This window comes from Moritella viscosa, from assembly GCF_900120065.1.
In the GTDB taxonomy this organism is placed as follows: domain Bacteria; phylum Pseudomonadota; class Gammaproteobacteria; order Enterobacterales; family Moritellaceae; genus Moritella; species Moritella viscosa.
The window spans coordinates 1-12,260 of the sequence record NZ_FPLG01000156.1; the positions used below are offsets into that span (position 1 = coordinate 1).

Genomic DNA, 12,260 nt, shown 5'->3' on the forward strand with positions numbered 1-12,260 from the left:
GTTTAATACTACATTTTTATGATAGATTAGAACATTGCTATCATCAATTTTAGATATGAACCCGCCAATGAATGTCCTATATCCCTGTACTATGTTCTTGTATATTTCAACCTCATCATCTGACCAACTTTTTAAGTAAACACCATTATCGATGTATAGTTTTATATTATATAGCTCTAATACATCATTAATTTCATTTGGAGCTTCTATAACCCCCCTTTTTAGAATAGATTCTACTTTAGGTAAAAAGTATCCACTAGTTATATCTTGGCTTGAGTGAAAAACCACTCTATTTCGGTCATCTTCATGCATAATAAATTTCTGTAATTAAGGTTAACTGATTAACTTAGGCTCTAATTGCCCCCTGAATACAGGCACTAAAATTCAACTGCCAATATTGCCATTTTTTTTATAACAAACGATTAAACCTACTTTGGATTAAGTTTCTTATGATGTCCGTGTTGAAATGATAAACTCTCTTTGAATGTATTCACTGTTGTTTCAACTGCAGTCCAAGTTATAGCTAAAGCACCGAGTACGATTGCAATACGTTGGTCAGCAAAGCCTCCAAGTGACTCATCAGTTACAGTAAGAGCCATAAAGCCAAGGTCAATTCCCATTACGGCACCAGTCACAGATAGTATGACAATAGCTACTTTCATAAACTCAGGGGGGGTTCTATATTTAACCAACATAAATAACAGGTATAATAAGCCCAAAAATAAACCAATATATAATCCTACTATATTAGGAGAATCAGTCATCTTTTTTATCCTTAGAGCTTGAACCATTGGCAAGCAGAGCTCCGATAATACCACCAACCACCGCACCACCTATTCCAGGAAGTAACATATTCGCTATTACTGCACCACCAACAGTTCCAGCTATAATTTGGCCACTAGAAGATGATACCTTCTTTATTTCGCCTTCTACTCTTGCACCAGAAGACACGATAGTTTCACCGCCATCCGTGACATCTCCCTGAACAACTCCGTTTATTTTCAGGAGTGCTCCATTATTATGTATACTGCCTTTAACAGTACCTTTAATATTAGCATTTGATTCAGGTTCAAGAGTCAACTCACCTAAACACATACCATTCAAAACTAGAGTAATATTTGTATGCACTGTAATATTCCCAGTAACAATGCCATTCAATGTTAAATTTTCATTTACAACTAAATCACCGGATATTCGACCGCTTTCATGTTTCATTATTCATACCTGTAAAATTGATGCCTAACGCCTTGTTATAAGTAGTTAACTCGAAACAAAGTGGTCTGCATTACTTATATACATTTTAATGTTTTGATATATTAGAGGGCTTTTCCCGACGCCTATTTCATTCTTAGATTCTTTTATGTTTACAGACTATTGACCAAAGAAAACATACTCATCTCCAATCACTAGCGACTTGATGACTTCTGGTTTTTTTACAACTATTTGTACCACAGTCTTTTTTACTACTCCTTTGCTGTCAGGCTTTACAAATGGAGAGTGCAATTCAACAACATGATAAGGGAACTTTTCTACTGGTTCTGATATTTTATAAATCAGTCCCGAAATGGAAAGAGGAAGAGTGTATTTATCTCCTCCATAGTATTTAATAAAATCGGTTAAGTTTTCATTATCACCGAGTTAAATTAAGAGGACTTACCCTACATAATTACAGCTGTGTATAAATAGCTATCGGCTCAATGATGATTTCATTATCAGCTTTACCGCCAAAAGACTGCTCAATTTCGTAAAGATTTTCAGCCATCTCTATCATATGGCGTAGCATATTAGACTCAGCTGGAACGTCCTCTACACCAGATTTCTGTGTGCCATCCGCGTGACTAATAAAGCCGATTACAATAAACTCTTTCGCTGTTTTTCTAGAATACTTACGATAAATATTTTTTAAAGATTCACGTAAGTGTTCTTGAGATAAACATGAAGAATAAACAACACCTGACACTTCTTGCTGAAAACGTACGATTTCATCACCAAAGTTATCGATAACAGTCTCAAAACTATTAGCCATACGTTTAGGCATTCCTGAAGCTATTTTGGCACTAATTTGATTCAGATTTTTATCTAGTTCTGATTGCTTCTTTTTTAGTTCAGAAGACTTGGGATCTACAGCTTTAAGCTTCTCAAGCGCTTGTAACTGTTCAGCAGCAGGTAAAGTAGCTAATGCGTCACTAATTTTGCTAAAGTTATTAAATAATGATTTTATCTCATGTAAATCAATAAACATCCCTTTTGCACGTATCCGGATAAATGATTTTTTTGAATTGCATACATCATCGAATGATTGTGTGTCAGCCGTAACATCCAATATTTGATTACTTTGAATTAACTCTCGTTCGAATAAATTAAAAGAATGGTCGTGAAGGAATTTTTTTGTAGTTGAACTTGAGGCTTCTCTAATTACATTAGCAATTACTCGACCAGATGCAAGTTTACCTTTTTGAATATCTTTATCTTTATGTTCAATGTGATTTTCATTTAAAATGTACTCAGTAACCCCTTCAAACAACTGCGACGAAAAGGAATATAATTTTTGTTCATCCAAATATATAAAATTCTTAATCATTTTTATAGCCTAGTTTTTTCTTGATGTCGACGGTTCGATGCTTCAATTTTATTTTTCCGCGCTTGATAAAACTCTTCAGCAGAACGAATTCGGTAAGTGTCAATAAATGACCAGCTCGCCACGGCAACACCTAGAATGGCAAAGATAAAACTACAGATATACATAATTAGTTCGATGTGCATAACTCTTCTCCTAAAACTTGATTAGGTCTATAGAAAACACTTAGGCTTATAAGAAGTGATACTGCCGCTGCAGTCATAGCTGTATTTTTCACCGCTTCCAAGTTCACCTCACTCACTCCACTTTCATGCAGCATCAATCCACATGAGAATGCACCATATACAAAAATTGCAATTATGGACAAACCATTTTGTACTGTTTTCCAAACTCTCTGTCCAATTACATGTTCTATCTCGTTTAGTATCGAAATATGTAAAACAAAACCAAAAGCGATAAAGTCACTTGTGCTAAAGTAGGAAATACCTACGCCCCAGCTAGTCAATAAAAGCCTTAATCCAATTGGGAGTAAACCTATAAAAACGGTATACATTAACCATTTTGTTCGCAGTTCATTATTCATGGTTATAGCCCTTAACCAATGGAATAGTCTCGTTAAATTAAACTTTTCATCATTTTACACATTACATACTCAATTGTAAGTAATATTAGGTATAAAAAAGCAATCTTCTTACTCATTCTAAATAATTACGACAACACTGTAAATTCGCTATCTCAAGCTATCATTACAACATTAGATAATAATATCCACTCTTACTAGCTACTATATATTAGGAAAATTTAGCCTGTATCTCGCAGCTAAAAACAAACATTGAATACATCTAATTTAAGCCCTATCATGTAGTAGCAATACTGTATATAACACCAGCAACTTTAGGGGCGGCTTAATGTCTATTAAATCTATTACCAACGGCTATGAAGTCGATTGTCGCCCGCAAGGTCGAAACGGTAAACGCTACAGAAAGAAGTTTACAACCAAAGGTGAAGCGCAGAAGTACGAACGCTGGCTGCTGTCGATTCAGAATCAAAAAAACTGGATTGAAAAGTCTGCCGATAAACGCCCCCTGCTTGAGTTAATAAACCTTTGGTATCATTACCATGGCCAACAGCTTAAGACTGGTAAAAAAGAGCTTAAGCACCTAGTCGCTCTCGATTCCGACTTAGGCCACCCAAGGGCAGACCAAGTCACCCGCCAATGTTTCACTCAATATCGTGCACTCAAAATGGCAGAAGGTAAAAAGGCGACTACAATCAATCGTAACCAAACTCGATTAAGCAGTGTGTTTACCGCCTTGATCAAAGCTGAAGAGTTTCATAATCAGCACCCACTTAAAGGGCTAAGCAAGTTAAAGGAACGTGTATCTGAAATGGGTTTTTTGAGTAAGCCTGAAATAAAGCAGTTACTCAACAGCCTAAGTGGTGATGAATTACATATTGCTAAGTTATGTTTATCAACGGGGGCTCGTTGGACCGAAGCTGCAGACCTAAGAGGCAGTGATATAGTGCATGGTCGAGTAACGTTTAGTGATACCAAAAATGGTAAGAACAGGACGGTACCAATTACCAGTGAATTAATGAGTGAAATCCATCAAGGGAAAAGTCGTCGGTTATTCAAGGGGTCTTACGCTAAATTTTACAGTGTACTGAAGGAACAAGAATTTGACTTGCCAAAGGGTCAGGCTGCGCATGTTTTACGCCATACATTTGCTAGCCACTTTATGATGAATGGCGGCAATATTTTAACGCTACAGAAGATCCTGGGACATTCAACAATAACGCAAACGATGACTTACGCCCACCTCGCACCTGACTATCTAAACGAAGCAATGGAGTTTAATCCAGTGTCCACATTATGACCCAATTAGTATGTTTTACTGCTATTTACTGCTCAACACTACCAAGCTAACCCCTCGTAATAACTGGGAAAGCCTATTACAGCGGGTGTGTAAAAGCCTCCTTAGGGAGCCTTTTTTGTTGATACCAGCTAGTGTGAGATAAATAATCACCCAATTAATAAGCGACTTACATCACAATTTAATATCCATAAAAACAAACTAACTCGCAATTTATAGCCAATCTTCCTAACTGTGATGCCTAAATTCACTTTATTGCTATTTTAAAATATATTTAACAGCAGAAGAAACCCTATGTCATCAGTGAGCATTGTCACCCATTTAGTCTTATTATTAGTCACCTATATCGGTATATTTTATCGCGTGCATCAACAATACCCTATCACGATAGGAAAGCCGTTCACCCGAGATCAAGTCCTCGCAATTAAACATCGATTCATAATTTATACTTTACTGGTGTTTGGTATATCAGCGTTGGTCAAATTCCCGAATCTCTACTGGCAAGGTTAATTTTGCAATACTATTCCCACCCTTTTTCCTAAGATGGAAATAAGAATCGTACACTCGTTACGATATCGTTTACACAATACTCCTTACAGCGATCAAACTAAGTAATTAACGTCTTAGTCTAAGATCCAAAAAAACGTGTTTAAGGCTCATTTAGGGGCCTTTTAGATATAACAAAAACAACTAAAACGGTCAGTATTTAGTTGTATTTAATTTCTAATTTTTCCTTGATTTTTTAATAAATATTAAAAATTAAAGATAAAGCCATTTAAATACAACAACTTACAACCAAAGCCCCAGTTAACACACATGGTTATCCACAGAAATTGTGGATAACCTTATAAAATGCCTATTATAGATAAGATAACCCAATTATATGACTAATTTAGTCCACAGTAGTGTTTTTATACTTAAAGTTATACACATATGGAGTAATGCTAAGGGGATACATACACAATGCGGACATATTTGTGTATAACGTAATCAATCGAAAAATAAGTTAATCGTCGATGTTATGTAGGTAATATAAATAGATAAAGATTTATATTATTAAAATACGGCATTATGTATTAAACAGGCACAAAAAAAGCCTCAAATGAGGCTTCTTTATCATCAGTATATCGTCAACCATTCAGCCCGAACTGATTAGTTTACACCTGACTCATCTTCAAGTTGTTTGCGTAATTCCGCTTCTAATTCTTGTTGTAATTCGTCTTGAAGTTGATAATACGATAAATCGTTTTCATTATAGTCCATCATAACCACCTTAATAGTACTTAACAGTACTTAACAGTACATCGTTAAAATATGTCGATAATCGATAACCTGCTTATCACACTTCTCCGAACAACCCTTTGCTCAGCTCATGTATTAATCCTAACACAGCATTTTCAGTCCGCAATATTTGTTGATCTGGGTGAAAAGTTTGATCATCGTCAATAAACCCATTTTGTAATTATTTATCAACATTTTGATTAACAGCTCTTCATATGAAAGCAATCTAACGAAACAACAAAGGAACCACGACCTCAAGATACAACAAGGTAACTAAAACTGAACAAAAACAAACAAAATAGAACAATTTGAAATAAGGTATACCAAAAAGTAATATACCTATATTTTGACTCTGAAATCAGCAAAAACAATATAACAGCGATTAACCCGCTTTAGGTAAGTAAGTAAAGATTAATACTTTAAGACCTTTACCCTCTTCTGCTTCTTTAAATACGACTGGCGGTGCAAGCTGCTCTTGGAACACACAATCAGGACAATGCTCTACCACATTATCAAATAAGAACTGTTCTCCAAGCTCAGGGGCATTTAAACATAACATCACTTTACCACCCGGTTTCATCAACTGTGGGATACGCTTAATGATCTTGCTGTAATCACGTTTAATATCAACACTGCCTTTTTGGAATGACGGTGGATCCGAGATCAACAAGTCATAAGGACCATGCTTACGTAAACGCCCATACGATTTAAAGATATCAACACCTTCAAATTTAACGCGCTTAAGATCATGACCATTGCTGCGATGATTATCACGGCCCATGGTTAATGAAGTACGGCTAAGATCTACGTTCATCACCTTGTCGGCCCCACCAGCTAAAGCGGCAACAGAAAAAGCACAAGTATAAGAAAACAGGTTTAATACATTGGCATTCTCAGACTGCTCTTTAACCCACTGGCGACCATTCGCCATATCCAAGAATAACCCCGTGTTTTGTGCACGACCAAATTCGAGGTTGAACGTCATGCCATTTTCAGTGATCTCGGTACGGTGACATTCTTCACCAAGGAACAACGCAGTCGGGGCACGTTCACGACAACGGAATTGCACGAGTACAGTTTTACATTGCTCACCAAGCTGTGCTTGAAGCGACTCTGCTAGTAATAATAAGTAGTCGTTTTCTTCTTCTTTATATAGCGTAATAAGTGCAACTGGCGACAACCAATCGATGTTCATGTGCTCAAAACCAGCATATGTATGGCCACGACCATGGAACAAGCGACAAGCATCCTCTGCAACAGCAGAAAAATCAATAAATTCAAGCGGCAATTTCACATCAGCCTCGGACATAGCAACAGTCACAATCTTATTCACCTTAATTAATCTTACAAAACAAAAAGGGATGCACACTGTACATCCCTTTATTCAATTTACCGCATTATACTTGATTAGCACTAAAATGCGATCAAGCCGCTCGGTTATTTTTTCACATCAACATCACTACTGATTAGTATCGACATCCAGTTTTGCTCGTTAATGGTTTCTAAACCAATTTTGACAATCATAGTCAGTGGTACAGCGAGTAACATACCGACAAGGCCAAGTAACCAGCCCCAGAAAATCAATGATAAAAACACAATCAAGGTTGATAAACCGAGTCCTTTACCCATGAAACGCGGCTCTATCACGTTACCCATGATCAAATTAATCATGACATAACCAGCAGCGACCGCACCAGCTTGTGGTAAACCCAACTGTAACGTTGTTAAAATCACCGCTGGTACCGCGGCAATTAAAGAACCGATATTAGGTACGTAGTTAAGTAGGAATGCAATCAATCCCCACAGCAGATAGAAATCAACATCCATTATAAACAGCATTAAACCAACAGAGATACCCGTCGCAATACTCACTAAAGTTTTGATCGCTACGTATTTGTTCACCGAATCTAAGAACTTGTCTAACTGTGCTAATTTAAAATCAGGATCTTTAAACATTAAATGCAATTTCTTCGGTAATACATCACCTTCAAACAACATGAAGACCACAGTTAATAAAATGAGAAAAATATTAGCCATCACGCCTGATAAGCTACTAACCATACTGGAAACCATGGTTACGGCAGTACCTGGATTAAAGTATTCCAGTAAGGTATCTGATGATATTTTAATGTTGTATTTATTTAAGAACATCACTAACTCGCCGTAATGACCACGAATTTGACTTTGGTAATCACCAATATTACTGGTTAGTTGTTGCACACTAGAACCGATAACACTGGTGATCGTCAACCCAATCATAATAGCTATAATCAACACAATAAAAATGGCTATTGCACGAGGGATACGGCAACGAGTGATCACATTGACCAACGGATTACAAATAATAGCAATAAACACAGCAAGCAAAAATGGAATGATAATCGGCGTGGCTATTTTGATACCACCGAGGATAATGATCACAGCGGCTATCATCCCCACATTACGCATCTGGCTATTTTCGTTTAAAATTAGTTTCATAGTTACTCATTAAGGTGCTACTGGGCGCTAATAGTCGCCAGTATTCTACGACGTGATTGATGAATATAACCTTAACAAGGTTAAAACACTAATAATATTAGATTGTGAATATTTGCAATCGCATGCTAAACAAGGAATTAAATGCAGTGAATATAACTATGATTTGAAATAAGATATTTTGAAGATGTTATTTTGAAAATAATGTTTGAAGCAGAAATGGTGGAGCCAAACGGGATCGAACCGATGACCTCGACACTGCCAGTGTCGCGCTCTCCCAACTGAGCTATGGCCCCATTTCTACAGCAGCGTTCGCTACTGCAGAGAATAATATGCATCTGCCGTTTAACTGTCAATATCTATAATTTAAAAATCAACATCAAACGACAGAAAGTATATTATTTACACACCCTTAGGCGTTTTCACGTGCAGCAATAAATGCTAACGCTTTGTCGATACCAGCAAGGCTGCGTTCTTTACCGATAAGCTTTAGCGTTACATCTAATGACGGAGATTGACCGGCACCAGTGATAGCAACACGTAGTGGCATACCTACTTTACCCATGCCAACTTCAAGTTCAGTCGCTGTTTCGTTAATAGCAGCGTGTAGAACTTCAGCATCGCTCCAATCTGTAATCGCAGCTAACTTCTCTTGCACTTTAACTAATGCTTCTTTCGCTACTGGACGTAAATGTTTCTTCGCCGCAGTTGCATCAAATTCAGCATAGTCTTCAAAGAAGTAACGGCTAGATGCAGCAAGTTCTTTTAACGTTTTAGCACGTTCAGAAAGTACTTTAACAATCTCAGCTAGCTCAGGGCCATTAGTTGTATCAATGCCTTGATCTGCCATGTGCCACTCAAGGTGAGATGCAACATATTCAGGTGCTAGTGTCTTAATGTAATGCTGATTTACCCATTGTAGCTTCTCAGTATTAAACGCTGATGGCGCTTTGTTTACTGCATCTAGGCTAAACAATTTGATCATTTCTTCAGTACTGAAGATTTCTTGATCGCCATGTGACCAGCCCAGACGAACTAAGTAGTTTAGTAGTGCTTCAGGCAGGTAACCATCATCACGATATTGCATAACGCCAACAGCGCCATGACGCTTAGACAGTTTAGCGCCGTCATCACCTAAAATCATTGCAACGTGTGCGTACTCAGGTACTGGTGCGCCAAGTGCTTTTAAGATGTTAATTTGACGTGGCGTATTGTTTAGGTGATCTTCACCACGAACAACATTAGTAATGCCCATATCCCAGTCATCAACAACAACACAGAAGTTGTAAGTTGGTGAACCATCAGTACGGCGGATGATCAGATCATCTAGCTCAGTGTTAGCAAATTCAACTTTGCCACGGATCTTGTCATCAACGATAACAGAACCTTCTTTCGGATTGCGGAAACGTACAACGTAATCAGCACCGGTGTCTTCAATGTCACCATGGCTACATTTACCATCGTAACGTGGGTTTTCTTTGGCAGCCATTTGCTTTTCACGTAATTCATCAAGACGTTCACGTGAACAATAACATTTGTATGCTTTGTCTTCAGAAACTAGTTGATCAACTAACTCATTGTAACGATCGAAACGTTGCGTTTGGAAATAAGGACCTTCATCCCAATCCAGACCAGCCCATTTCATGCCTTCTAAGATCGCGTCAACCGCTTCTTGAGTAGAACGCTCTATATCAGTATCTTCGATACGCAATACAAATTCACCACCTTGGCTTTTTGCATGTAACCAAGAATAAAGCGCTGTACGTGCGCCGCCTACGTGCAAGTAGCCAGTTGGGCTAGGTGCAAAACGAGTCTTAACAGTCATAAGTCTCACAATACCTTTTACATTATTTGATTCGCTTAACCTACTAGCAGGTTAAGCACATGATGCTGCGCATTTTACCACTAAAGATAAAACTAACAACAGCGAACTATCATTAACGAACGATGTACCACTATTAATTAACTATGTGTAGCTAAGAGTGCCAGTAAATCATCTTCAGTCAGAATATCTATGTCTAACTCTTGCGCTTTAGTGAGCTTAGAACCTGCTGCAGGACCTGCCACTAACGCCGTCGTTTTCTTCGACACACTACCAGCCACTTTTGCGCCTAAATCTTGTAACCGTGTTTTAGCCTCGGCACGAGAGATATTCACTAACGTTCCGGTGATCACATAAATAGTGCCTAACAAGGGTTGCTGACTTTCTTCTTTAACCGCAACATCATCCCAGCTCATGCCCGCTTCAATTAGCTGGTCAATCACTTCAAGGTTATGCGCTTCACGGAAGAAGTAGTAAATGTGTTTAGCAACAATATCACCGACATCCGAAATCAGAATTAAGCGTTCTACAGAGGCTTTTTTGATTGCGTCTAAAGTTAACAAATCATTGGCTAAGTTAGCCGCTGTCGCTTCCCCTACTTCACGAATACCCAGTGAATATAAGAACTTGGCTAACGTGGTGTGTTTTGCTACTTTTAATGCTTCTAATAAGTTAGTGGCTTTCTTTGGCCCCATGCGATCTAACAGGGTTAACTTCCCAAAAGTCACGGTAAATAGGTCGGCTGGGGTTTTAATTAAATCAGCATCAACCAATTGCTCAACAAGCTTGTCACCCAAACCATCAACGTTTAGCGCTTTACGCGATGCAAAATGTTTAATCGCTTCTTTACGTTGTGCACCACAATACAGACCAGCGGTACAACGCACTGTTGCTTCACCTTCGATACGCTCTACTTCTGAATCACACACTGGGCACTTTGCCGGGAATACGATATCTTGGGCATCATCAGGGCGGCGCTCTAGCATCACACGCGCAACCTGCGGAATAACATCACCCGCACGGCGAATGATCACCTGATCTTTAATTTTAATGCCTAAACGGGCAATTTCATCAGAGTTATGTAGTGTGGCATTACTTACTGTCACACCACCAACAAACACAGGTTCTAGACGTGCGACCGGTGTGATTGCGCCAGTACGGCCAACTTGGAATTCAACATCCAATAATGTCGTTATCTCTTCTTGCGCAGGAAACTTATGTGACGTGGCCCAACGTGGTGCTCGCGCAACAAAACCCAATGTTTTCTGTAGGGCTAAATCATCGACTTTATACACGACACCATCAATGTCATACGACAGTGAATCACGGCGCTTACCAATCTGTTCATAGAAGTCTAAGCAGCCTTGATAACCCATAGCAACCGTTACATCTGCACAAACAGGTAAACCCCATTGCTTCAATTTTTGTAAATTTTCGGCATGCGAATTTGATAAGCCTTTACCTTCAACCTCACCTTCCACGACACCTAATGAATAGGCATTAAAGGCTAACGGACGACTTGCGGCAATTTTAGGGTCAAGCTGACGTAAGCTACCAGCGGCGGCATTGCGCGGATTGACAAAGGTCTTTTCACCTTTCTTTTTGGCATTAATATTTAATTGCTCAAAGCCTGCTTTTGGCATAAATACTTCGCCACGTACTTCTAAACGCTCAGGGAAATCATCACCACGTAAACGTAATGGTATTGATTTAATGGTTTTTACATTTTCAGAAATGTCTTCACCAATTTGGCCATCACCACGAGTGGCAGCCCGAACAAAATCACCATTTTCATACAGAATGCTCACTGCAAGACCATCGAGCTTTGGTTCACAGCTAAACTTAATCTCTGCTTTCGTTAATAAACGATCTTGTAAACGCTTTTCAAACGCCAACAACTCTTCTTCAGAAAACACATTATCCAATGACAACATTGGCATTTCATGCTGAATCTGGCTAAATCCGGTTAAGGCTTCACCTCCCACTTTTTGGGTTGGTGATGTAGCTAATGCAAGTTCAGGAAATTCGACTTCGAGCTGTTTTAGCTCACGTAATAAACGATCATATTCCGCATCTGGTACGGTGGGATTATCTAATACGTAATATTGATGATTATACTCTTCGAGTTGAAGTGTTAAGGTTTGAATTTGTTTTACTTGTTCTGTCATCTTTACTTCCAAAGATAAAAATTCCAAAGATCAAAAAAAGCCCCACCGAAGTGAGGCATTTA

General features: G+C 38.4%; 11 protein-coding genes and 1 tRNA gene. 1 reads left to right on the forward strand and 11 read right to left on the reverse strand.

Translation table 11 applies throughout. The features are described from left to right. From BT797_RS22250 to BT797_RS22275, 6 genes are all read right to left on the reverse strand, one after another. On the reverse strand, positions 1 to 312 hold a 312-nt coding region (locus BT797_RS22250; RefSeq protein ID WP_217653267.1), incomplete at its 3' end, for a hypothetical protein. A 116-nt stretch (positions 313 to 428) separates the two neighbouring features. Further along, a complete protein-coding gene (locus BT797_RS22255) occupies positions 429 to 764 on the reverse strand; it encodes a hypothetical protein (protein ID WP_075473586.1) in 336 nt (111 codons plus the stop codon). Beyond that, complete coding sequence (locus tag BT797_RS22260; protein WP_075473587.1) at positions 757 to 1,215, reverse strand: bactofilin family protein; 459 nt, start codon at positions 1,213 to 1,215, stop codon at positions 757 to 759. The genes BT797_RS22255 and BT797_RS22260 overlap by 8 nt, the downstream gene beginning before the upstream one ends. Positions 1,216 to 1,666: 451 nt before the next feature. After that, entirely contained in the window at positions 1,667 to 2,581 is a 915-nt protein-coding gene (locus BT797_RS22265; RefSeq protein WP_075473588.1) for a DUF6414 family protein, read from the reverse strand. A 2-nt stretch (positions 2,582 to 2,583) separates the two neighbouring features. Further along, positions 2,584 to 2,763, reverse strand: a complete 180-nt coding sequence (locus BT797_RS22270) for a hypothetical protein (RefSeq protein WP_075473589.1) — start codon at positions 2,761 to 2,763, stop codon at positions 2,584 to 2,586. Continuing rightward, the gene (locus BT797_RS22275) at positions 2,748 to 3,161 is read right to left on the reverse strand and encodes a hypothetical protein (protein ID WP_075473590.1); all 414 of its coding nucleotides are present in this window, start codon (positions 3,159 to 3,161) and stop codon (positions 2,748 to 2,750) included. The genes BT797_RS22270 and BT797_RS22275 overlap by 16 nt, the downstream gene beginning before the upstream one ends. Positions 3,162 to 3,486: 325 nt before the next feature. Here BT797_RS22275 and BT797_RS22280 point away from each other — a divergent pair, with 325 nt between their 5' ends. Further along, positions 3,487 to 4,455 carry a phage integrase gene (locus BT797_RS22280; RefSeq protein ID WP_075473591.1) on the forward strand — a complete coding sequence of 323 codons (969 nt, stop codon included), beginning with the start codon at positions 3,487 to 3,489 and terminating at the stop codon, positions 4,453 to 4,455. A 1,660-nt stretch (positions 4,456 to 6,115) separates the two neighbouring features. Here BT797_RS22280 and BT797_RS22285 read toward each other — a convergent pair. The 5 genes from BT797_RS22285 to ligA form a co-directional block, all read right to left on the reverse strand. Further along, positions 6,116 to 7,054, reverse strand: a complete 939-nt coding sequence (locus BT797_RS22285; RefSeq protein ID WP_045109573.1) for a class I SAM-dependent methyltransferase — start codon at positions 7,052 to 7,054, stop codon at positions 6,116 to 6,118. Between the two features lie 116 nt (positions 7,055 to 7,170). Beyond that, positions 7,171 to 8,211, reverse strand: a complete 1,041-nt coding sequence (locus tag BT797_RS22290; RefSeq protein ID WP_045109572.1) for an AI-2E family transporter — start codon at positions 8,209 to 8,211, stop codon at positions 7,171 to 7,173. 217 nt (positions 8,212 to 8,428) lie between these two features. Beyond that, a tRNA-Ala gene (locus BT797_RS22295) sits at positions 8,429 to 8,504 on the reverse strand. A 116-nt stretch (positions 8,505 to 8,620) separates the two neighbouring features. Further along, complete coding sequence (gene gltX, locus BT797_RS22300) at positions 8,621 to 10,033, reverse strand: glutamate--tRNA ligase (protein WP_075473592.1); 1,413 nt, start codon at positions 10,031 to 10,033, stop codon at positions 8,621 to 8,623. Between the two features lie 137 nt (positions 10,034 to 10,170). Next, complete coding sequence (ligA, locus tag BT797_RS22305; RefSeq protein WP_075473593.1) at positions 10,171 to 12,198, reverse strand: NAD-dependent DNA ligase LigA; 2,028 nt, start codon at positions 12,196 to 12,198, stop codon at positions 10,171 to 10,173. Positions 12,199 to 12,260: the final 62 nt, after the last annotated feature.